The organism is Erysipelatoclostridium sp. DFI.2.3, assembly GCF_019132535.1.
GTDB classification, from domain to species: Bacteria; Bacillota_I; Bacilli_A; order Erysipelotrichales; family Erysipelotrichaceae; genus Clostridium_AQ; species Clostridium_AQ innocuum.
Genome location: NZ_JAHOOJ010000039.1, coordinates 1 through 23,512 on the forward strand (window position 1 = coordinate 1; position 23,512 = coordinate 23,512).

Consider the following 23,512-nt stretch of genomic DNA (forward strand, 5'->3'; position numbering starts at 1 on the left):
CTTACAAAAGCGCGAAGTGTAACGGAGCGCACGATTTTTCTGATTTTGTCAAGCCTAAATAAAAAAGACACCTATACTTTTTGTATAAATGTCTCTCATCTATTTTTCTTTAACTTAATGACATTGAGAAGCTTATATGTAAATTTTACAATATAATACCTGATTGTCATTTAGACATACTTCCTTTCATCAATGATGGTTTTCCATTTTCCGGCAATAAAAGCTCGATTATTTAGAAACCTCTATATCAAAAGCAAAAGGACTGCATAATCAGTCCCTTTGTACGTACATTCTTGCCTGTTTCCCACAATGCGCCAGTCCTATTTTTATCACCTTCTGCATAGGATAGCCATATTGCTTTTCTGTAATCTGGATACATGCCTGATGTGCTAAATCCTGTAAACCTTTGCTTACATCCTTCGTATATTTTAATTCAATGATGATGGATGGATCTTCTGCATTCCTGTTTTTTAAACAAATATCGAATCTTCCCTCTCCCTGTTCCCGATTACTGATAATCTCATAACGGTTATCTAAACGTATGAGCATTCCCAGTAACAGCGTTTGATATGAATTTTCATTAATTAAATCGAAATAGCTCATTGTTTTCATCAGTATTTTCTGATAACCGTCTAAAAATGCATCCCAATTCTGTTGAAGGAATTTATCTAGTAAAATATCCAGACTATTCTCGTCTATATGAAGATAATGTGCTGTAAGCGAACTAAATTCGCTTACAATTTCTTTATTTGGTATCCGTAGTATATATTTCCCCAATAGTGGATCAACAACTTTTTCCACTGTTAAATAACCGGCATTCACAAATAATCCCCACAGACTGCTTGTTTCTCTGATTTCAAAAAAGGAAGTTTCAAAATTAACGAGAGTATTCACAGTTTCTGTTCTTATCAGCTCTTCATATCCATCTTTGAAAGATGCCTCGCAGTCCTGCATCGCTGATTTTATCATTTTGTTTGAACTGGTATTCACCCAGTAAGGGATAAGCTCCCCACGATTGACATAATTAATAATCGACCAGGGATTGTAAATATCAATTCCTCCCATATTGTAGCCATCATACATCTGTCGCACTGCATCGTCATATACAAAACCATAGGCTTCCAGCAGTTCCTTAACCTCTTGTTTCGTAAAACCAAAATATTCAGCATATTCTCGATCCTTAACGGTACATACAAGCGGATTATTCAAATCAGAGAAAATATTCTCTTTCGCAACCCGCTGAATACCTGTGAGCATGGCATACTGCAAATCATTGCTTGTTTTCAATGAAGTGTGCAGCATGGATGCAAGTCCACCACGTAATTCATCATAAAAACCAAGAGCATGCGCTTCGATAAACGGTGTATCATACTCATCGATAAACAGCATAACCTTTTTTCCATAATACTGATGGCACTTTAACATCAGAAAGCTAATGGCATTTGTTAATTTATCTAAACTGACATTTTCCTCCTCCATCAGTCCTGTGGATATCCGCTCAAGCTTTACCCTCTCAAATGTCCTTAATTCCTCATAGACATGTGCATACGTGTCATATGCCGTCATTAGCTGGCTTTTGATCTGATAAATAATGTTCTCCTTTGAACCTTTCGCATCCGCAAATGTTAGAAAAATCGTAGGATACCTATTTATTTCATCCGCTGTAGATGTATGCATGACAGCAGTATCTTTGAATATCTCTCTGGAGTCTTTCGTAATATCAAAAAACTCCGCAAGCATACTCATATTGATTGTTTTTCCAAAGCGCCTAGGCCTTGTGATTAACGTAACCTCACTGCCCCGATCCATATATTCCTTTATCATAAGGCTTTTATCTACAACATAATAGTTTTCATCCTTCAGCTTTTTATAATCCTTTAGCCCGATTGGAATCCTCTTCATAACATCACCTGCCATTTTCTTTATTATACCATAGAAATATCAAATCCAGTCCTTCACAGCATGAAAACATAAGGAATCACAGAAATCATCCTTTGTAGGATTCAGCCTACATAATTAAAAATATCAATAGCGTATCCTCTACATCTATTGATATTTTTATTCATAATCATCTTTTGTATAGAACTTATTTTGTGACAAACAATTTATCATTTATAACATGTAGGAAATAGAATCTCTTTTTATCCAGCATATCTAAAAATCGCCACTGCAATTCTTAAAAATGCAGTACAGATAACACAACCATCACGGCGACGACCATAAGTATCAGAATGCGATAGATTGCTTTTTTCATGAATTCCACCTCTATTTCGCTATTTTCACCTTAGTCCAGTAATCAGAAATCAGCTTCTTCGTCTTTTCATTATATTCAAAGATCTCGTCCTTCGGATACCCGACACGCGGCATATACGCATTGTTTCCATAAAATTCGCCATCCTTGCCGCTCAGCTCATCCAATACCTCGCCATTGCTTGAAGCATAGCCGACAAACAATGAATTTTTCATACTCTGCTCATATTCCAGAACAAAGTTGATATATTCATTTGCCAGCTTCGGATTTTTGGCATCCTTTGGAATTACCATGGCATCACTCCACAGATTGGTTCCTTCCTTCGGCATGAAATATTCCATATCCTCATTCTCTGACAGTATGAAGGCTGCATCACCGCTGTATACCAGGGCCAAATCCTTATTGCCGTTGATCATCGCATCGATGACCTCATCTGTCACGATTTCCGGATCCATCGTGGATACGGCTTTCACCAGCCACTCATAGGCCGCATGCAGCTCCTTTTCGCTGGAGGTATTCATGGAATAGCCCAGTGCCTTAAGAGCCATCATGAAGCTGTCGCGTTCCGAATCATACAGATACAGTCTTCCCTTGTATTTTGTATCCTGGAAAATATTGAAGCCCTCTTTTTCCAGATCGGCTTTTGCCACGTTGTTTTTATTATAGACAATACCGACCGTACCCCAGAAATACGGTGCGGAATACGTGTTATCAGGGTCATAGGACAGTCCCTTGACACCGTCTGCCAGCACTGCCAGATTCGTAACAACACCTTTATCCAGCGGCTGCAGCTTTTCTTCCTTGATCAGACGCTCAATCATATAATCACTCGGTACGAGAACATCATAGCTTTCGCCCCCCTGCAGCTTGGTATACATCAGCTCATTGGAATCAAAGGTATCGTAAATCACCTTTACCCCATACTGCTTTTCAAAAGCCGCATTGACATCCGGATCCATATATTCTCCCCAGTTGTACACCTTCAGCGTATCGCTGCCATATTTCGCAATGGCATCCTCTGTCGAGGTGCTGCCGACACCGCCCTTTAAAGCGAATAAAAGTCCTCCAATCACCAGTACAAAGCACATACCGACAATGCCGCTGACCTTATAGGAAATCGGCTTATTGTTGCGGGCTGCCTTCTCACGCACCAAAGGAACAATGTTCACAATGAGCAGCGTAATGGTAATCATAATGACAATCAGTGTGGATAAGGAGTTGATGCTCGGATTGATCCGCTTACTCATCGTCCAAACCAGTGTGGAAATATTTTTCACTCCGTTGCCGGTCACAAAATATGAGATAATGAAATCATCAAAGGACATCGTAAAGGCAATGAGCGCACCGGATACCACTCCCGGCATGATCTGTGGAACAATGACCTTCCACATTGCCTGCGTCGGTCTTGCGCCCAGATCCATAGCCGCCTCTGCCAGGTTGGGATCCAGCCCGCGAAGCTTCGGCATGACACTTAAGATCACATACGGCGTACAAAATGCGATATGTGCCAGCAGCATGGTCAAAAAGCCCTTTTCCATATGCAGGGACACATAAAACAGCATCAGTCCCACCGCAGTAACGATTTCCGGATTCATGATAGGAAGATCGTTGATCTGCTGTACAACCTCCCGCACGATACGGCGCGATTTGCTCAGCCCGATGGCGGTAATCGTTCCGACAATCGTGGATACAAACGTCGCCACCACCGCGGTAACCAGTGTATAATAGATGGCCTCCATCATATTGCGGTCATTGAACATCTTGTGATACCACTGCAGGGAGAAGCCGTCAAAGCTTGTCAGGGAGCGGCTGCCGTTGAAGGAAAAAATCAACATATATAATATTGGAAAGTAGAAGAACACCATCACACAGCCGAGGATGAGTCTTCTGGAAAGCTTGCTGTTTTTCATTGCACATTCCCTCCCCGTTTTGCACGGACGCTGTCATCTCCCTTATCCAGACGCCGTGTTACATACATACTGATCATGATAATCACTGCCATGATCATGGAAATGGCACTTCCGAAATTCCACTCACCTACCGTAATAAACTGATTTTCAATGACATTTCCAATCATCATGTAGCCGCCGCCACCCATCAGCTTGGGAATGACAAAGCTGGACACTGATGGCAGAAACACAAGCGTAATCCCGGATATCACACCGGGCAGTGATAAGGGAAAGGTGATCTTACGAAACCGTTCCACGCGGTTTGCGCCAAGATCATTTGCCGCATCCAGCAGCGAGCGGTCCATTTTCGCCAGTGAGGATTCAATCTGCAGAATCATAAACGGTATAAAGTTGTATACCATTCCAAGCACCACGGCACCATCCGTATACAGCAGCTTCGCAGGCTCCATACCGAAGTAGGTCAGAATGTGATTGATCAGCCCGTTATCTGCCAGAATACCAATCCATGCGTACGTACGCACCAGCATGTTGATCCACATCGGCAATGTAACAAGCAGAATCAGAAGATTGCGCTTGCTGGACTGGGATATTGCATATGCTACCGGATACCCGATCAGCACACACAATACCGTTGTCATTAAGGCAATCCTGAGGGAAAGCCACAGCGTTTTTAAGAAATCAGGGTCTGTAAAGAATTTTTTGAAATGCTCCAGTGTAAACTGCAGCGTTGCCACATCATTTCCCTGCTTCGTAAAGGCATATACGATAATCAGAAGCATGGGAATAACGATCATGGCAGTAATCCATATGATATACGGATATGTTAATCGCTTAAAGGTCTTCATATCAGTATCCCATCTTGCTCATGACATGGATATCCTCCGGATAGAAGCTCAGACCCACTTCGGCTCCTTCCTCGGCAATATCCGTTGTATGAACCTTAAATTCCCTACCCTGTGTGGAGAAGGTTACCTGATAGGTTCCCGCAGTAATATTATCCGGATCAAAATCATAATCCACATCGGAAATTTCCACATCGCTTTCATCACTCAGCTTCCAGCTCTGTGCATTTGCCCAGGTTTTCAAATCGGTATCAATGGCTGCACTCTCCTTCAGCTCGTCCACGGTTTTAAAGAAATTGAAGGCGGAAATCGCTTCGTTCGCCTTTGGATTCTCCACGTATTTCTGCTGCACCACAAACACCTTGATGGATACACTCGTTCCGGAGCTTGTGGAGAAGGTAACCGGATACGTACCGATCTCCTCCGGTATATCATATTCAATTTTATTGATGGAAATATACTCATCATCCTGCGGGCTCCATGCCTGTGCATCCGCACGGGCGATGATTTCCGCATCGTTGAGCTCCTTCACATCCTCGATATCCACATAGAAGTCATTGGCGGAAATACGCTCTTTGGCATCACTGCTGGAAACGTCGTGCTCCTCCGTTACATTCATCATGACACTAACAGTGGTTCCCGGAACGGTTTCCACCATGATTTCATAATGCACACCCTTAAACAGCACACTTTTCACGATACCTGTCATTTTGCCGTCCTCTTCCTTCACGATATCCAAATCCTCCGGACGTATGACGACATCCACCTTTTCGTTTTTCTTAAAGCCGAAATCCACGCAGTCAAAGCTGATATCATCAAACATCACCTTGTAATCATCCAGCATGACGCCCGGTATGATATTGCTTTCCCCGATAAAATTCGCAACATAGCGGTTCTCCGGCTCATTGTAAATATCCGTCGGTGTTCCTACCTGCTGTATTTCGCCATCCTTCATGACCACGATTTTATCCGACATCGTCAAGGCCTCTTCCTGATCATGGGTTACATAGATAAAGGTGATGCCAACCTCCTGCTGAATCTTCTTCAGCTCGTACTGCATTTCCTTACGCAGCTTCAGATCCAGTGCACCAAGCGGCTCATCCAGAAGCAGCACCTTCGGTTCATTCACCAGAGCACGCGCAATTGCGATACGCTGCTGCTGTCCCCCGGATAACAAGGTGACATCCTTTTTCTCATAGCCCTCAAGACCGATCAGCTTCAGCATCTTCAGCACCTTCTGCTCAATGACATCCTTACTCATCTTCTTGATTTTCAAGCCGAACGCAATATTGTCATATACATTCATATGCGGAAACAGTGCGTATTTCTGAAATACCGTATTCAGCTCCCGTTTATAAGGAGGCACATCCGTGATATCCTCCCCGTCGAAAATCACATGCCCCTCGCTTTGATTCAGAAATCCCCCGAGAATTCGCAAAAGTGTTGTTTTCCCGCATCCGCTGGGTCCCAGCAGTGTCACAAATTCATTCTCATAAATATCGAGATTGATTCCCTTCAGCACCAGTGTACCGTCAAAGTCCTTTACGATATTCTGAAACTGTATCAGCTTTTTCTCTTCCATTGCTTACGCCTCCTTAAAACAGCGGCGGTGTGGTGATCCACAATACCCGCGCCTCATTCTTTCCGTTGTTTTTCAAATAATGCCGGTATTTCCCGTTAATATAAAAGGTTTCCCCCTTTTTTACAGGATATTCCTTATCGCCGTTCACCAGCGTGATCCTGCCCTCCAGCACGTAGCCGAATTCCTCCCCGTCATGCGGGTCAAATTCCTTGCTGCTGCCCTGTGGGGACAGCTCCAGCAAAATCGGCTCCATTTCATTTTTCTGCGCATTCGGTACGATCCAGTGGATACAATACTCCTCATGCTCATCCACGAAATAATCCTCCTTTTTAAAGACGACCTTGTTCTCCTTGCTGTCTTTAAAAAAAGACGCCAGGTCGGTACCCAGCGCCTCTAAAATATCCTCCAGAGTGGAAACGGAAGGGGAGGTAAGGTTACGTTCAACCTGCGATAAAAAGCCCTTCGTTAATTCACTCCGCGACGCGAGTTCCTCCAAAGTAAGATTGTTCTGTGTTCGCAACTGCCTTATCTTCTGCCCGATATCCATACATACCTCCCTTTGTTTAGTAATACTAAACTTTCCGTATGATATTTGAAACAGGATGATTATATCATAAAACCGGACATATGCAATACCCTGTATGAAAAAAGTTTAATATTTTAAACTTTTTGTTTAATAGAATAACAAAACCAAAAAGTTTCCATTGGTAAACAGGAAAAATTCCGGTTTAATCACATATTTTCACATAATTTACATATCTTTTAACTATATCTTTTTATTATAGTAACTGTGGGCAAAGATATTCTTCGCCTAGATAGAAAATAACTCCCCTAATTATTTTCTATACATTCTATCCCCTTAATAATTTATTGTATTAAGAAAAAAGGCGTATCCCTAGCGCCTTTTTTCTTGTTTCAGCCTTTGCATAAAGGCATATTGCCATTCTATTCATCACAAGCTATGCGGCATTCTCTATACGAAAAGACCGCATTTTGATACAGCAGACATATCCTCCCCCATACAAACACATAATTCATATGCAAAGGGGGATCACCTGCTATGTTAATCGCTTACATCCTAAAAACATGTATCATGCTTATGCAAATATAAACTTTTCATTAACTTGGATTTTTCTGCCGCTATGAGCTTTACAAACACGGTGCCTTCCCTCTATAATGTTACTGTTGCCGCCTGTAAAGAAAGATACCTAGGCAGTATTTTTGCGGCATGCCACCAATGGGTGGCTTTTTTTATCTCATGAAGAAAGAGTTGAGCATCCTGCTTTACATGCAGGGCAAAGGCACTGTACGGATACTTCACCATAAGGGAAACTGCATAAGCAATTCGTCCTGAAGCTGTCTGAATTCCTTCTCAGTGAGCATACCGCTGTTTCTTCTAGCCTCCAGAATGCGGCGCTCATACTGCATAACCTCCTCATCCAGAAGCTTTTGGTCATTGGCATATTTCCCAAACCGGCAGACCCTCGCATATTCCTGTCGATGTGCCTTCCAGATTTTTGAGCGATACATGGGATCCCCCTCCCACAGTCTGCTTTGAAACCGATACCGTTTTTTTTCCATGAAATCCGGAAATGACAGATAAGCCATACAATCACCTCAATGCTAGTATAGACTATATTGTTACATAATATATGTCACAATAAAAAAACTGCAGAGCTTTATGCATTCTGCAGCGTTTCAGCATCGGATTCTGATGCTACCTCCACCCGTTCGATATAGCCCTCCTGTATCAGAATCTCCTCCATATGATAATCCATCATGATACCGATACCGACATCCATCATTTTTCGCAGACACTTCAAAAGCATTGCTCCGCGGTTTGTCAGCGCATATTCAATCATGGTCGGCTTTTTATGAACATGGACAATCCGGGAAACAAGTCCCAGGGAAATCAGCTCATCCAGTTGCTCCATGATTTCTTTTTTCAGCATGGAAGGGATGGCTTTACACAGCTCCTCCAGCCGTTTTTTGCGTTTTTCCATTTCCCAAAGCACCAATGCCTTTTCCCGCTCCTGCGCGATATCCACACTCAGGGTCAGCGGGTCTTTATATGCAGTTACCTTCATCATCAACACCTCTTGCGTACATCCTATCAGAAACATGCAGTTTGTGCAACAATGCCTCTGCAACTTGACACTTTTTAGGAAAAAACGGCTTTACATACAAAAAATGGAAAAAGCCGGTTAAGGGGTTCCGGCTTTTCCAAAAATTATGTTATTTAAGGGGATAGAAAATTGTATGAATTATCATTAGGGAGAATGATGAGTACATACAAGCAAGGTTAACTTCCCTGCTCGTGTAATAGTATATGATATTTATTTGGATAAAAAATGTTTGAAATACGTGAAAATATGTGAAGCATTTTACTAGGAATTAGACAGCAGCTTCTGCTTTGTCATCTCCAGAAATTCCTCCAGATATTCCCGGTTCAGAGAATAGTACAGGCGGTTGTTTTCCTTGCGGAATTTAATGAATCCGGCATTCATCAAAGCCTGCATATGATAGCTGATGGTTGGGGTTGTGAGCTGCAGCTCCTTGGCAATCTGCGCCCCATAGGCACATTGCCGGGATACATAGCACAAAATTTCAAACTTGCTTTTATCACTGAGCAGCTTCAGACTGGTGCAGATGGTATCCACAGACATGCCCGCCTTCTTATATTTCAGAAGAGACAGTATATCCAGCCCCCAGATGAGGGTTGCCTTTCCATGCTCATTCAGATCCTGTGTCAGAAAGGACAGGGAACGAAAACCCGAAAAGGCTGGCAGGATCAACAGCTCCTCGGATTTGAACAGAACCTCGTCCAGCTTCATGCCGGTAAGCTCACTCAGTTCTTTCAGCAGTTCCTCATGATTCTCTATCATATCCTCAAACTGCCTTGCTGCCTCAGCATATTCCTTCTGATACCGGTCCAGCACTGCAAGCAGCTTAATAAAAAGCTCCTCCCATCGATCCAGTACGGCCGTCATATCCTGTGCCTTCATCAACAGCTCCCATTTATCCTCAGCTGATAGTGAGGTGGCATTGAGATCCTGCAGAAGAACCGCATCCTCCACATTTTTATAATCCTTATCTTCATCGAAATTGCTGATATACGCACGGATCAGACAGAGGCGGTCTTTCTCGCAGACCCTGCGCAGCCTCTGCAGCTGCAGCTTCCAGTCTGTTTCCTCCATATCCAGATAACTGATGAAAAAGCTGCGAAAAGGAGTGACTTTCCCGTTTTTCTTATCTTCAAACAAAAGTGACAAATCTTTATAGTCCTGCAGAAATACAGCATCCACCTCGGAACGAATATCGGTCAAAACGTCGATATGAGACTGGATACGTTTCTCCTCCTCAATCGGCAGATGCTCTCCCCGCAAGGTCTCCTCATAGCGTTCCTTTCTGAGGCAGTCCTCCAGTAGCTCACAGCATTCCAGCATAGGCTGAAAATGGTTTTTAAACAGGATTTTCACTCTCGCCAACTCCTTTACATTACAGATTTTTCAACTGTTTCAGGAATATCATACCAGTAAACACCACGAAAGTAAACAAAGCAAAGGATGCGAAAATTACAGGGAGAGACACATACAGACAGACAACGCTCATTGCAAAGGAGGTCAGCGGAGTAGCAATGGTTGCCGAAGCATTAAAGATGGCACTGACTCTGGCTAGATAGCACTGCTCCACATGCTTCATAAAGGATATCGTAACGATGTTCATCAGAATAGCGATACAGAACCCGAACAGGAAGGCAGCTACTGCCATTGTGCAATAAATCACCACGGTACCCTGCAGATGTGCAATCTGCGTCAGCGCCAGATAATAAAATCCGGTGGAAACACCGCCAGTTAACAGCAGCGGCCGGTTGCGCATATGCTTGTGCAGATACGGATATACGAAGGATCCGATGCCCATACCGACGGAAAGAGCCAAAGAGGATACGGATAATAAATCCGCCCCCTGATGCAGAATTCCGCTGATATAAGGAGCCTGAAAGGAATTATACGGTACCAGAAGCATATTCATCAGCATTGCACAGGCGCAGATGACGATTAACAGCGGCATGCCCTTTACATAACGAAAGCCTTCCTTCAACAGGTATATACTTTTGTGGATATCCACTTCTGCTTTCTCTGTTATTTCCTTGCTGTGAATACAGCAGATGATGAGTGCAGAGAGGAAGAAGGAGGCCACATCAAACAGAATTGCACCCGACAGTCCGATTGCCGCAATCAGGATACCGCCCATCCCTGTACCGATGAGTTCACAGATTCGGGATGAGGATTGAGAAAAGGAAAGACCGAAATCATAATATTCACGTTCAAGAATCAGTGGCGTAAAGGCTGTGGATGCCGGATTGCGAAAGGATTCCAGTGTGTTGTTCAAAAACGTGATCAGCAGCAGCATCCACGGCTGCAGAGCTGACAGCATATACAATACGGCAATGCCTGCTGTAAGGATTCCCCGTAAAATGTCACAAGCAATCATGATGTTCTTTTTCTCCATACGCTCCACGATCGCTCCTGCGAAGGGCTGAACGAGCACATTTGGTATCATATTCACACCCAGCATAATCGCAGACCAGCTTGCGGAGCCTGTGAGTTCAAATATCAGCCAGGTGAATGCAATCATATCGATGGAGTCACCAAACCGGTTGATAAAATTCGCTCCCGTCATTTTCATAAACTCTCTCTGTTTGAAAATCTGTCGATAACCTTGTTCCATATATATCTATCTCCTTTATTAGATGAATATATAATACAATATAGATAGATAATTGTCAATCAGTATATTAGACATACATCTAATATATAAATATTTACAAGGATGCTCTGCAACAACCAGACTTGCAGATAAACCATATACATATGCGGTATCCGGATGTAGATGCACTAGGCTTTCTATTTGCGGCAGTCTTCCGAAAAAAAAGACCTGATGAACAGGTCCCTATACCATAAACTGCAAAAAATAATCAATTTGTTTTTTCCACCAGTACCAGTCATGGGATACATCATATCCCCAGAAATCGATCCAGACATCAATATGCTTGTCTGCAAATATCGCCTCCATCTGATGCATGCTGTTTTCCATTTCCTGTTCCCAGGCCCCCTGTCCGCAGCATAAGACGATTTCCGAATTGCGATACAGCTCCATATATGGATGATCCTGTGGCATATTCGGCAAATAATCACTCGGTGAATTGCGATAGGTCAGCTCGTCATGATAATCATGAAAGAAATAATCGGCATGATACAAGCCGCTCATTGCCAGCACCCGATTGAATAAATCCGGTCTTCGCAGGAAGAAGTTCAATGCATGAAAGGCTCCCAGACTGCAGCCGCAGGTCATCATATCGTGCGGCTCTTTTCCGCTGTTCGCATAGGTGCTGATTTCCTGAATGCGGGGGATCAGTTCATCGATGATGTAATGATAATAGCGCTCATGCTGCTCCATACGTTCTCTTGGATTTCCGTCGACATTGCTCCATGTTTCATTATCAATGCTGTCACAGCAGAAAAACTGAATTCTGCCGGCATCCACATACTCATGTGCAGCATCAATCATTCCAAAGTTTTCAAAATCATAAAACCGTCCGTTCTGGGCAGGAAATACCAGACAGGGAATGCCTGTGTGTCCATACACCTTAAATTCCATATCCCGATTCAGCTCATGACTCAATTCCTTATAATACTCCACGTTCATAAAGATACCCTCCTTCTTCTTGCGCCATCATCACTTCATTTTTTTTGAGCACTCGCACGCTCCATCTCTTCGCACATTCCATCCGCCCACAGCTGGTAGATATCTGGGTATTCCTTCAGCAATACACATCGATCTGCCCCGCTACGTATGTCCAAAAGCTCCCAATGCCCCTGCCGCTTCCATATCAGCATATGCAGGAAGCCGCAGCTCCACTCATCAGCACACAATTTTGCGCATGCCTCTTGCGCAAACACAGTCAGCTCTTTTTCTTCCTCTTTCGAAATCCGATACTGTTTTCCCCCGGAAAGACGCCCTGCGGCTGTTGCGCGTGAAGCACCTGTATGATCCAGCAAAGCCTCCCATATATAAAGACTTCCCTCCATCTTTGGCACCAGCAGCTGTTGACATCCATACTTCCATGCATCCGCAAGCTTCTTGGCATCCTCGTATGCATACAGCTGTTCCTTCTGTACGTTATACAGTGCGCCATGCTTCTGTGCAAATAACAGCTCCTGTGCCTGCGGAAGAGATAACGCCCGTCTTGCCGGAGTGACTGTACACCACATGCCCGGATCCACGCACGCCGTGTCCCGCTGCCCAGAAATCGCTGAACATTGGAAACCGTACATCCGCTCTCCACATGAAAATTCGTACGCAGCCGTGCATCGAAAAACAGTCATCCTTCCTGAAAGGATTCCATACCGTTTAACCGCCCATAGCGATATGTGAAAAACGCTGCTGCCCGCAATGCTGCATCATAGGATTGATATTGTTGTATTTGTATGTAGTCCTGCAACGCATGCCTGACCTCGATCCGCAATTCCTCATACGGTTCATAACCGATTCCCAGGGTATTGATACCGTTCAGCTTCAATCGATCACAAAAGTTCCAGTTTGTCGCAGGAAATTGCGGGGATAGGATAAGAAAATTCATACATTCCCAGCTTTCTCTTTTGATTATTATACCATATAAAAAGCAATTTTGAAAGACATGTATTTTTTTCTTTCTGAAACAGAATGAAAAGAAGGTCAGCTTTTTTCTGATCTTCCTCCTGCCTCCTGCTGATAAGGTGATACAGAAATCGCATCCGCCTATACACAGGGACTGTCGCAGGCACTCATTGATAACTTCTGTAACAGTCCTGTCATCATAACGGCATATGGTTACTGGTTTCCTGATTTTCCCTCCAGCCTGTAGCCGGTGCCTCTCTCTACAGCCCAGCTGTCTACGTAAATAACCGCCGTCATCATACTGCCCATGCATATTTCTCTGCAGCCCTCAGGAATGGCGGATATGCCTGCTGTACGTATACAGATCAGACACGGTCACCAGCTGATACCCCTGCTCCTGCAGCCTTGGCACCAGCTCCTGCACAGCAGAGGCTGTAGAGGCGTATAAATCATGCATCAGGATAATGTCTCCGTCCTGTACCTGCTTGAGAAGCCGTTCCACCACAACCTTTGCATCACGATCATGCCAATCCCTCGTATCCAGTGACCAGGTGACGATACGTTTTCCCTTTGCACAGTCCATAACCGTTTTATTCTTACTGCCGTAAGGCGGCCGTATGACATCCGGATAGCGATGTGTGATATCATAAATGGATTCCTGCGTCGCAATGATTTCCTCCTCGATGTTTTCCTTTGACAGCGTCGTCAGCTGCTTGTGTGAATACGTATGATTTCCGATTTCATTCCCCTCCAGCACCATGCGCTGCAGAATATCCGGAAAATTATCCGCATTGCTGCCAAGGACAAAGAAGGTCGCATTTGCACCATACTCCTTTAAAGCATCCAAAATCGCAGGTGTATAGCGCTTGCTCGGTCCGTCGTCAAAGGTGAGGGCGATCATTGGTTTATTCGGATCGATATTCTTGATGGGCTCATTGAGAATATCCTCATAGGGGACGATTGTCTGCTGTGCTTCATTCTTTAAATCTACGGCATCCCCGAGGCTGTCATAGCCGCATTCAAACGTGGCCGCCTCATCAAACAGGGTTTTTTGTGGAAAGTAGAATACCATACGGTCCTTTTTCAATACAAAACGGTCGAAGTTATCCTCTACTGCGGAAATATGGGTGCGAAAACGGTCATTATCGCATTCCTTGGGAAAGCGTTTCTGAAAATAGTCAGATGCTTTTGCGGAAAGGAGCTGTATCCTATCCGCGTCAAAAATATCGTATAGATGAAGAAAATCCTGTTTCTTTGTATCGTATACGATCGTTTCCACATACTCCTGCTTCTGATAAATGCATTGATAGATGGCAAGCTTTACCGAAACATATCGATCATCCTTATAAAAGGATTGCCAGGTTATATTGAATTCCGCCTTGCGTTTTTCCTTATACGGCTTCACCGCCTCCAGAAAATGCTTTTGATAGGTATCCACCGTATCCTTGATTTTCTTGTCCAGCTTTGCAATGTCTGTTTTCGGATACATGATGCTTTCCAAATAGGTATCCTTATATTGGATATCCTGCACGGTCGTTCCAATTTCCTGATTCGGATTCTTATTCTCATCCAGCTTCTCACTTCTGCAGCCGCAAAGCAGCAGCAGACAAAGGAAAGGGCATACAATACGTCTAACATTCATGAATTATCACCTGCTCCTTCAAGTATATGGAAAAACAGGCGAAAATAATGCATTATTCTGCGAAAAAAATTGTAATTCAGGCGATTTCGTATTATCATTATAGTTGGTCTAAAAGGTGGAATTAAATATGAATGAAAAAGAAAAGATTATAAATATCGCGGTCATTGCCCACGTCGATGCAGGAAAGTCTACTCTGGTAGATGCCTTCCTTCGTCAGAGTGATGTATTTCGCAGCAATGAAGAAGTTGTCGACTGTGTTATGGACAGCAATGATCTGGAACGGGAACGTGGTATCACCATCTATTCCAAAAACTGCAGTGTTATCCATGATGGTGTTAAAATCAATATTGTAGATACTCCGGGCCATGCGGATTTCTCCAGTGAAGTAGAGCGTATCATTAAGACCGTTGATGCCGTTATTCTGCTGGTGGATTCCAGTGAGGGCCCGATGCCGCAGACGCGCTTTGTATTAAGCAAGTCTCTGGAGATGGGGCTTCGCCCGATTCTGTTAATCAACAAGATTGACAAAAAGGACGCCCGTCCACAGGAGGTTGTGGATGAGGTGTATGAGTTGTTTTTGGATTTGAATGCAACGGATGCACAGCTTGACTTCCCGATTTTATACGGTGTGGCCAAGCAGGGAATCGTTCAGTATGATATGGATACACCAAGTGATTCCATTGAACCGCTGTTCAAGACGATTCTGAAGCATTGTGAAGCCTATCCGGATTTGGATGAGGAGCCTTTGCAGATGCAGATCAGTGCGCTGGCCTACGATGAGTATATCGGGCGTCTGGGCATCGGACGTATTTATCAGGGTGTGCTGAATGCACAGCAAAGCGTTGTAATCTGTGATTCGTTTGGACATGAGCGTACCAATACAACCTCACAGGTCTTTGTCTACCGTGGATTGAGCCGTGTTTCTGTAAAAGAAGCGAGAAGCGGTGATATCGTTGTGGTAGCCGGTATTCCGGATATCATGATCGGAGAAACCCTGTGTGAAAAGGATCATGTCATGCCGCTGGAAAGCATTCATGTGGAAGAGCCTACCCTGAGCATGAACTTTATCGTCAACAAATCTCCGTTCGCCGGAAAGAGCGGGAAATATGTAACCTCACGTAATCTGAAGGAGCGTCTGGAAAAGGAGCTGGAGGTCAATGTCGGACTGAAGGTGGAGCCGACAGACAGCGGAGACTGCTTCAAGGTCAGCGGCCGCGGAGAATTACATATCTCTGTTTTGCTGGAGCAGATGCGCCGGGAAGGCTATGAGGTAGCCGTAAGCAAGCCAGAGGTTATTCTGCACAAGGATGAAAACGGAAAGACGGTAGAGCCTGTGGAGGAAGTTGTTGCACTGGCTCCGGAAGAATACAGCGGAACAATCATCAATAAGCTGAACCTGCGAAAGGGCGTCATGGTGGACATGGTGGAAGAAAACGGCTATTGCCGTATCACCTATGAGGCACCGACAAGAGGATTACTCGGATACCGCAGCGAGTTCATCAATGATACACGCGGAGAGGGTACCTTGGTTCGCCGTATCAAGGGATATACGCCTTATAAGGGAGAAATCACACAGCGTGCAAACGGTGCCATGATCTCCACAGAAACCGGAGGAGCTATGACCTATGCCCTTTGGAATCTGCAGGAGCGCGGTTCCCTGTTTATTTCTCCACAGACCGAGGTCTATGAGGGAATGATCATCGGCGAATCCGCTAGAAACGTTGACATGGATGTCAATCCGTTGAAAAACAAAAAGCTGACAGCGATTCGTTCCAGTGGAAATGATGAGGCAATGCGTCTGACGCCGCCAAGAGACATGACGCTGGAGGAAGCTCTGGAATGGATCAATGATGATGAGCTGGTGGAAATCACACCGGACAGCATCCGTCTTCGCAAGAAGGGGCTGAAGCCGCATGAGCGCCGTCAGTATTATCGTGAAAGAGTATCCGATGAAGTAAAATAAACAAACAGAAAACGCCAGCATCTGGCGTTTTTTTTATGATGCTTTCTGCGGCTTGCGAATACCAAACGATGCATCCAGCCTTATACAAATCCGAACAGTCTGAAAGAGAAACAGCGCTGCTGAACGCGAATACCACTAGAGGAAAGCTGCACGGTTCTTCCTTGGTCATGGAAATAAAGCCTGAAACATAGGTATGGACCCCGGCTTACTAGGCTTTTCCTGTGCGTTCACTAATAAGAATAAAATTGGAAGCACCATGGAAACTCTGTTGATGTACCTAAAAAGGCTTTATCATAGCTTGAGGGACGCGAAATAGGATGGATGTAGAGAGCTCAGACTAATCACGCAGGTGTGAATAAGCAGAGAAATGGCTGTTTCTCCGATGAACAAGAAGCTTCCCTCGGGAATCTGCCTGTATGAAAAAAACTGCCGTGAGTATGTTCCTTCGGCAGTAACTGTTACGTACGCTTGTCAAACTTTGTTTTACATTTCGGGCAGGTAATCGTAATAGTACCCCTCCCCTTCGGAACACGCAAACGCTGCTTACAGTTGGGACAGTTGTAATACTTATGTGTTTTGCGATCCTGAAATTCGCGTTTCTTTGTTCTCCATTTATTCTGAATCGGGTAGATCCACCCCATAAATTTCGCATTTTCCTGTGAGCGCTTATATGTATTTCTGCTCAAAATACGAAACCAGCACCATACGATCAGCAGCAGCGCCACATAGCCGATATATGGGATACGGAAAGCAGTGCCCAGAATCGTGATTACAAAATACAGAATCAATAACGCAAAAGACAGCTGATCCACACCGTATCTCCCGCGCATAAAATTCTGAAACCATTTCATATTTCAAAACTCCCTTCGATTGTGACATATTATATCACGTTCCCTTTCCAATTTCCAGCCTGTCGGAATTTTACGACAATATCACACAAAAAGCCCATGTTTTACCAGCTTCCCGTAGGAATTGCACAGCAATCGAGGATTGCGCCTATAGCCCACTGTGTGGAAGATGATATACAGCATTGTGTAGTGTGAAAAGCAAACAGATGTATAACAACACAGGATGTAACCGTATTTCTCTCAATTGCTTTTTTTTTACTGAGGGCTCATGAAAAGCTGACAACAGTAAGACGAAATTACTGACATATAGTTTATGGAGCGTTTGTGTTGACGGAAAGAGAAAAGACTGCTATGATATACCCGACAAAAAACTTCAGGGTCGGGTGAAATTCCCAATCGGCGGTATACCCCGCAAGCCATAAGGCAGAACCGTGTGAAACTCCGGTGGCGACAGTATAGTCTGGATGAAAGAAGTTAAGTTTTTTTCGATATGTCCCTAAAGGTTTTTGTTGAAAACCTTTTTTCTTTTGAAAAAAGGCTGACACAGACAGGAGGAATCGTATATGTCAGCATATGTTTCAACAAAAAGCAGGATGAGTGTACAAACCATCGCCAAAATCAGTATTCTGGGAGCACTGGCCTTTCTGGTCATGATGTTTGAAATCCCCCTTCCCTTTGCGCCTGATTTTTATAAGCTTGGCTTCGATGAGGTTATCGTATTGATTGGAGGATTTGCTCTTGGCCCCTGGGCAGCCGTCTGCATTGAAGCTCTGAAAATCGCATTGAATCTGCTCATCGGAGGAACCATTACGATGGGCGTCGGAGAGCTTACCAACTTTCTGATTGGTCTTTCCTTTGTACTTCCGGCCACAATCATCTATCAAAGGGATAAAACGAGAAAGCATGCCCTGCTTGGTCTGATTGCAGGAACGATCTGTATGACGATACTGGGAGGACTTCTGAATTATTTCGTAATGCTGCCAGCTTATTCCTATTTTATGAACCTGCCACTGGATCGCATCATCGAATTTGGCCATGCAGTAAATCCAAACATTAACGGATTGCTTGCACTGGTGCTGATGGCAACCACCCCATTCAATGTGTTAAAGGGTGTCCTGTGCAGCATTGTTGTCTTCTTATCTTATAAAAAGGTATCCCCGGTTATAAAGAAACAGTAACAAGCATCCGCTCGGTCTGAATTCAGATAAAGCGGATGCTTTTTTTATTATGCAAGCCATACCCTGATGGAAAGCAGCTGCTATCGATTCATGTATTAAGGGATTACTTCATCCTTCCCAACATACCAAAGGCCTACTCCTCATGCTTTTTGATGATCTTTTTGAAGTTGAGCTGGCGCTTCTCACGCACATAGCCCCTTGCTTCATAAAAGGCATGTGCCCCTGTACGTACTCGCCGGAAACAAGACGAATCATACAGACATTCTGATTTTCTGCCCATTGCTCTACCTCCGCAAGCAGCCTGCTTCCAATTCCCTGCTGCTGGTAATCCGGATGTACTGCAATTCCCAAAATATCTATCATTGGCGCTGCATACAGAATATCATAATCCTGTGCATGCACATAGCCGATAAGCTCCTGCTTTCTTTCAGCCACCACAAGGAGATGCTGCGGCATGTGTAACAGACGACGCAGCTGCTTTTGTGTATCTGACAGCGAACAGTCATAGCCAAGCACATCAGCATTCAAACACTGTAATGCAGCAGCATCCTCCTGCCGTGCAGGCCGCAGTTGAATGTGACCCTTCATGATATTTCTCCTTCCCGTTTTTATCATTGCATAGCTTCAATTCCTAAAGAAAATATTCTCAAAGCAATTCTTCAGACCTTTTGTCTGCCTGCGAAATGAAGCAGAGCATCCATAAGCAGCAAGATCAGTATAATCCATCCGGTCCATGCAAAGACACCGGTCATATCCGAGGTCAGCCTGCATAAATTCATCTGCCGTCCGATCCCCATCGGTACCTGCCCCATGATTTCCGACATGACACCCACCTTAAAGGTCAGCGAAATCCCGTTGGATAACGATGCCTGTATAGAGGAAGAAAGCAGCGGCAGATAGACACGGCGCAGCAAATACCAGCGACTCTCCGGATATAGCTGAACGACTCGCTTCAGGTTTTCATCCATATGCTGCAGACCACTGTACAGACTGCTGTATATCGTTGGGAAAATGATGAGAAAGCTGACGATTGCCGCACTGCTCTCCGAGCCGAACCATAATAGGATAACGATGATATAGGAAATATTGGGAACACTGCGGGTCAGCAGCAGGATTGGATAAAACAAATCATGGAAGGCAGGCATGCGGTAGGATAGGAATGCACACCCCCCGGCCATTACAAATGCCGCCAATAGTCCGCCCCATGAGCGAAGCAGCGTCACCAGTGTACTCTGATAAAATGCCGCAGACTGCAGCTGCGCTCCCATCAGCTTCAAAACATCAAGGGGATAGGGAATGATAAAATCATTATCCATCCAGACAGCCAGCAGCCACCAGAGAAGAAACAGCAGAAACGCCGATGACAAAATTCTGGCCTGCCTCATCGCTCATCCTCATCAAACAGTGACAGCTGGCTGTTTTTAGCCGGTACAGGTGCTTTCCTGGTATCCACTGCCGTAAATGTCAGTCGTTCGTTATCTACCTGAAATTCCAGTTCGTCCTGCAGATACAGCGGAATCTGATCCTCGAGCATCAGAATGGGAGTACGATCATGGATATCCTTCATTTGTCTTACGGATTCCCCTGTCACAATCACGAATTCCTTATGCTCATTATAAATTCCTGCCAGATAAAACAGAGGAGCATCCTCGCGCTGGATCAGTATTTTCTGCTTCTGCTTTCCTACCTTCACCCATTCATAAAATCCGTTGCAGGGAATCAGACATTTCTTAGAAAGCATGGGGCGAAAGGTCTTTTTCTTTTCAATACCTTCACTTCTTGCATTGATCAGCTTACCATACGGTCCCTCAATTCCCCATTTCATCACATCCAGCGAAAAATCATCCTGTCCGTTAACGAGTACCAGTGCCTGATTGCCGGGAAATACTTCCTCTCTGGCAAACTCAAACAGCGCCTGCTGCTCGATTTTATGCTTCAGCCTTGCGAATGCAGGCAGCTCCCGTAATTCAAAAAAATATCTTCCGCACATATGCAAGCCTCCTGTCCTTATGCTTTTTCGTTTCGTTCCTCCAGCAGTCCTTCAAGCTGTGTAATCTCTTTTTTTATCCAATTTTCATTATAGCCCTGTTCCAGGGCTTTCTGATAATGCTCCAGAGCCTGCGCATATTTCTGTTTTTCCGTATACAGCTCCCCAAACGCGGAATGCAGCCAGCCGTCATCCCTTCCCAGCTGACGAGCTTCCAGAAGAAATGATAAGGCCGCATCCAGTTGATTCAGCCGCAGATTACACCACCCCAGCATGGAACAGTTTAACGGATTCTTCGGTTCCAGATCATAGGCCTTTTTAAAGCAGCGAATCGCTTCTTTATAGTCTTCCAGCTGTGTATAATTCCAGCCCAGCTCGCTGAAATTCCAGGCTTCACCTCCGAAGCGCTCAATCCGCTTCTTCAAAACAGCAATGGCTTTCTCCCCCTGAGAGCTTCTTCCCAGATTCCACGCATACAGATCCTGCATTTCCCTGCCTTCCTCTCCATGCTGCAGACAGAACTCACAGGCTGCAATAGCCTTAACATGGTCATGCAGATCACTGTAGCATCGGGCATAATGAAACATCAGCCAAAGATCATCCTTTTTTTCTTCACTGGCACGCTCCAGATATTGAAGCTTTTTTGTCCAGTCCTGCTGCTTATGCGCAATCCAGATCATTTCCTGATAGATCCAATAGATATCCGTTTCCTTCTGCAATGCCTTTTCAAAGTACTCCAGAGCCGTGTTATACTGCTCATCCGATTCCCTGATACGTTGCAGGGAACGATACACATCTCCAAGCAGCGTTCGCTCACTTGTATCATCTCTTCCAAGCTCCAAAGCCTTTAAAAGATGCAAAAGTGCTTCCTGCGGTTCATTCTTCTGGAAATAAGCAAATCCAAGCTCAAATTCCCTCCAGTCCTGGTAATGCTCATGTTGAATCTCCTGCAGGATTTGAATCTCCTTATCATATTCCCCACAGGCCTTGTAAAACCTCGCCAGATCAAAGCGTGCATCCTCATCCGGCAGGATACGGTAGCTCCTCACATAGTATTCCTCAGCCGTTACCTTGTCACCAAGCCCGTAATATGCCTCGGCAGCCTGCGAAAGCAGCCAGATATTTCGTTCATCATCCAGCAAGCCGTTTTCAAAATATGTAATTGCGTCTTTCAGATTGCCCAGCTCCTTATAACACCAGCCAATCTCACCATGCAGCCAGGGCTCATCAAAGCCAAGCTCCAAAGCCTTCAGCAAAGCATCCAGTCCATCCCTGATATTCCCCTGCCGATCCAGTGAAAAGCCCAGCTGAGAATATATCCAACCATCCTCCGGGAAATAAACAAGCCCTTTTCGCAGAAATACCTCCGCCTCCTGATAGCGCTCCATATGATTCAGAATCCATCCCATATTCCCATAATAAAAAGGCTCCTCACTCGCGTACAGCTTGTGCTTCTCCAGCAGTATACGTGCATCGTCCAGCCTGTTTTCCTCGATCAGCTGTGTAAATTCTTCCTTATAATCCATAGTCTGCACCCCTTTGCACCTATTATACTATACTTTCGTACTGAAAAAAAGAAGACCATGCTTCCATGGCCTAAAACAGCTGCAATACAATCCCACTTGTGATTGCTGTCACAAAGAGAATGGCAAAGATGCGCAGGATATCCTTTTTGTTGTCATACATACGAAGCAGCACCAGCAGTCCAAGGCCTGCACTGGTAATCAGTCCGGCGGTTAGTGCCCCAAAGGACAGCACACCGTCCATAAACAGCTGTGCCAGAATCACACTGGCTGCACAATTGGGAATAAATCCTGCCAGAGCCGCAAGCATTGGCTGCAGATAAGAGCCCTGTGCCAATATGGTACGCAGTGTATCCTCCCCAATGTAGTAAATGAAAACAGACAATGCAAAATTTACAGCAAAGACAAAAATAAAGATTTTAATGGTACGAATCATAGCAATATAGACGATGGAATGATGCTCCTCCACACTCTCTTTCTCACACTCCGCATGAATATCATGCAGCGGATGGTTTTCCTTTAACCGGTGTCCGCGTACAAGCAAATCTACAATATATCCAACCAGTACCGCGATAACAAGCTTTACTGCGATAACAGAGAATAGGACATTGATTTGCTTCGGCTGTGCGACCAGAATCGGAATAGCCTCATCACTGGTAGAAATAAAAACAGCCAGTAAGGTTCCAAGTGAAATGGAACGGTTCATATACAAACCGCTTGCCAGCACAGAAAAGCCGCATTGCGGCACAATGCCTAAGATACCACCAATCAGCGGTCCCAGAGCTCTTGCGGATTCCAGCCGCTTCTGGAAACGGTCATTGCTTTTATGTTCCAGGTACTCCATAAGTAGATACGTCAGAAATAAAAACGGTATCATTGGTAACGCATCATGGAATACATCCTGTAGTACATCCTGCATAAAACTCCTCCTTCACATACTAGAGAATTTTACCATTCTTTCGAATTTTATACCAGCAAAACAATCATTCGTCAACGATTAAAAAAGACCCATCAAAAGATGAGTCAGATTACCTGGCAGCGTGCTATCTTCACTGGAGCCAGTCCAGATATTGTCGCCGCTGATATGCTTAACTTCTGTGTTCGGGATGAGAACAGGTGTGTCCAC

At 44.5% G+C, this 23,512-nt stretch carries 22 protein-coding genes, 1 rRNA gene and 1 riboswitch; of the genes, 2 read left to right on the forward strand and 21 right to left on the reverse strand.

Going from position 1 to position 23,512, the window contains the following annotated elements:
• Window positions 1-270 precede the first annotated feature (270 nt).
• From KSZ58_RS21690 to KSZ58_RS21755, 14 genes are all read right to left on the reverse strand, one after another.
• The gene (locus KSZ58_RS21690) at window positions 271-1,902 is read right to left on the reverse strand and encodes an AAA family ATPase (protein WP_008817650.1); all 1,632 of its coding nucleotides are present in this window, start codon (window positions 1,900-1,902) and stop codon (window positions 271-273) included.
• A gap of 363 nt (window positions 1,903-2,265) precedes the next feature.
• The gene (locus tag KSZ58_RS21695) at window positions 2,266-4,161 is read right to left on the reverse strand and encodes an extracellular solute-binding protein (protein ID WP_008817651.1); all 1,896 of its coding nucleotides are present in this window, start codon (window positions 4,159-4,161) and stop codon (window positions 2,266-2,268) included.
• Window positions 4,158-5,006 (reverse strand): ABC transporter permease, encoded by an 849-nt coding sequence (locus KSZ58_RS21700; RefSeq protein WP_002610062.1) that lies wholly within the window; start codon window positions 5,004-5,006, stop codon window positions 4,158-4,160. The genes KSZ58_RS21695 and KSZ58_RS21700 overlap by 4 nt, the downstream gene beginning before the upstream one ends.
• A gap of 1 nt (window position 5,007) precedes the next feature.
• Complete coding sequence (locus KSZ58_RS21705; RefSeq protein ID WP_002610060.1) at window positions 5,008-6,585, reverse strand: ABC transporter ATP-binding protein; 1,578 nt, start codon at window positions 6,583-6,585, stop codon at window positions 5,008-5,010.
• A 13-nt stretch (window positions 6,586-6,598) separates the two neighbouring features.
• Entirely contained in the window at window positions 6,599-7,132 is a 534-nt protein-coding gene (locus KSZ58_RS21710; protein ID WP_002610059.1) for a helix-turn-helix domain-containing protein, read from the reverse strand.
• 624 nt (window positions 7,133-7,756) lie between these two features.
• Complete coding sequence (locus KSZ58_RS21715) at window positions 7,757-7,909, reverse strand: hypothetical protein (protein WP_009588227.1); 153 nt, start codon at window positions 7,907-7,909, stop codon at window positions 7,757-7,759.
• Window positions 7,903-8,193 (reverse strand): hypothetical protein, encoded by a 291-nt coding sequence (locus KSZ58_RS21720; RefSeq protein ID WP_008817652.1) that lies wholly within the window; start codon window positions 8,191-8,193, stop codon window positions 7,903-7,905. Before KSZ58_RS21720 ends, KSZ58_RS21715 begins: the two co-directional genes overlap by 7 nt.
• Window positions 8,194-8,264: 71 nt before the next feature.
• Window positions 8,265-8,675 (reverse strand): helix-turn-helix domain-containing protein, encoded by a 411-nt coding sequence (locus KSZ58_RS21725; protein WP_009271070.1) that lies wholly within the window; start codon window positions 8,673-8,675, stop codon window positions 8,265-8,267.
• Window positions 8,676-8,972: 297 nt separating this feature from the next.
• The gene (locus KSZ58_RS21730) at window positions 8,973-10,064 is read right to left on the reverse strand and encodes a helix-turn-helix transcriptional regulator (protein WP_008817653.1); all 1,092 of its coding nucleotides are present in this window, start codon (window positions 10,062-10,064) and stop codon (window positions 8,973-8,975) included.
• Between the two features lie 19 nt (window positions 10,065-10,083).
• A complete protein-coding gene (locus KSZ58_RS21735) occupies window positions 10,084-11,316 on the reverse strand; it encodes an MFS transporter (RefSeq protein WP_002610055.1) in 1,233 nt (410 codons plus the stop codon).
• 222 nt (window positions 11,317-11,538) lie between these two features.
• Window positions 11,539-12,294: an esterase family protein gene (locus KSZ58_RS21740; RefSeq protein ID WP_009271071.1), complete on the reverse strand. Its 756-nt coding sequence runs from the start codon at window positions 12,292-12,294 to the stop codon at window positions 11,539-11,541.
• Between the two features lie 35 nt (window positions 12,295-12,329).
• The gene (locus tag KSZ58_RS21745) at window positions 12,330-12,923 is read right to left on the reverse strand and encodes a hypothetical protein (RefSeq protein ID WP_008817655.1); all 594 of its coding nucleotides are present in this window, start codon (window positions 12,921-12,923) and stop codon (window positions 12,330-12,332) included.
• A 47-nt stretch (window positions 12,924-12,970) separates the two neighbouring features.
• The gene (locus KSZ58_RS21750; RefSeq protein ID WP_008817656.1) at window positions 12,971-13,228 is read right to left on the reverse strand and encodes a hypothetical protein; all 258 of its coding nucleotides are present in this window, start codon (window positions 13,226-13,228) and stop codon (window positions 12,971-12,973) included.
• 345 nt (window positions 13,229-13,573) lie between these two features.
• Window positions 13,574-14,887, reverse strand: coding sequence for a polysaccharide deacetylase family protein (locus KSZ58_RS21755; protein WP_161129519.1), 1,314 nt, complete (start codon window positions 14,885-14,887; stop codon window positions 13,574-13,576).
• Window positions 14,888-15,014: 127 nt separating this feature from the next.
• On the opposite strand from KSZ58_RS21755, the gene typA reads away from it, so the two are divergent.
• Window positions 15,015-16,850, forward strand: coding sequence for a translational GTPase TypA (gene typA, locus KSZ58_RS21760; protein ID WP_008817658.1), 1,836 nt, complete (start codon window positions 15,015-15,017; stop codon window positions 16,848-16,850).
• Between the two features lie 458 nt (window positions 16,851-17,308).
• On the opposite strand, the gene KSZ58_RS21765 is transcribed toward typA, so the two are convergent.
• The gene (locus tag KSZ58_RS21765; RefSeq protein WP_002610044.1) at window positions 17,309-17,701 is read right to left on the reverse strand and encodes a hypothetical protein; all 393 of its coding nucleotides are present in this window, start codon (window positions 17,699-17,701) and stop codon (window positions 17,309-17,311) included.
• 362 nt (window positions 17,702-18,063) lie between these two features.
• A riboswitch (FMN riboswitch) is annotated at window positions 18,064-18,178 on the forward strand.
• An 83-nt stretch (window positions 18,179-18,261) separates the two neighbouring features.
• Between KSZ58_RS21765 and KSZ58_RS21770 the strand changes: the two genes are divergently transcribed.
• Window positions 18,262-18,876: an ECF transporter S component gene (locus KSZ58_RS21770; RefSeq protein WP_008817659.1), complete on the forward strand. Its 615-nt coding sequence runs from the start codon at window positions 18,262-18,264 to the stop codon at window positions 18,874-18,876.
• A 108-nt stretch (window positions 18,877-18,984) separates the two neighbouring features.
• On the opposite strand, the gene KSZ58_RS21775 is transcribed toward KSZ58_RS21770, so the two are convergent.
• The 6 genes from KSZ58_RS21775 to rrf form a co-directional block, all read right to left on the reverse strand.
• Entirely contained in the window at window positions 18,985-19,464 is a 480-nt protein-coding gene (locus tag KSZ58_RS21775) for a GNAT family N-acetyltransferase (RefSeq protein ID WP_009588390.1), read from the reverse strand.
• Between the two features lie 71 nt (window positions 19,465-19,535).
• Complete coding sequence (locus KSZ58_RS21780) at window positions 19,536-20,261, reverse strand: ABC transporter permease (RefSeq protein WP_009588392.1); 726 nt, start codon at window positions 20,259-20,261, stop codon at window positions 19,536-19,538.
• Window positions 20,258-20,866, reverse strand: coding sequence for an SOS response-associated peptidase family protein (locus KSZ58_RS21785; protein WP_009588393.1), 609 nt, complete (start codon window positions 20,864-20,866; stop codon window positions 20,258-20,260). Before KSZ58_RS21785 ends, KSZ58_RS21780 begins: the two co-directional genes overlap by 4 nt.
• Before the next feature lie 17 nt (window positions 20,867-20,883).
• A complete protein-coding gene (locus KSZ58_RS21790; protein ID WP_035303564.1) occupies window positions 20,884-22,389 on the reverse strand; it encodes a tetratricopeptide repeat protein in 1,506 nt (501 codons plus the stop codon).
• A 70-nt stretch (window positions 22,390-22,459) separates the two neighbouring features.
• Window positions 22,460-23,305 carry a putative manganese transporter gene (locus KSZ58_RS21795; RefSeq protein ID WP_008817664.1) on the reverse strand — a complete coding sequence of 282 codons (846 nt, stop codon included), beginning with the start codon at window positions 23,303-23,305 and terminating at the stop codon, window positions 22,460-22,462.
• Between the two features lie 111 nt (window positions 23,306-23,416).
• Window positions 23,417-23,512: ribosomal RNA gene (gene rrf / locus KSZ58_RS21800) — 5S ribosomal RNA — on the reverse strand; the annotation flags it as partial.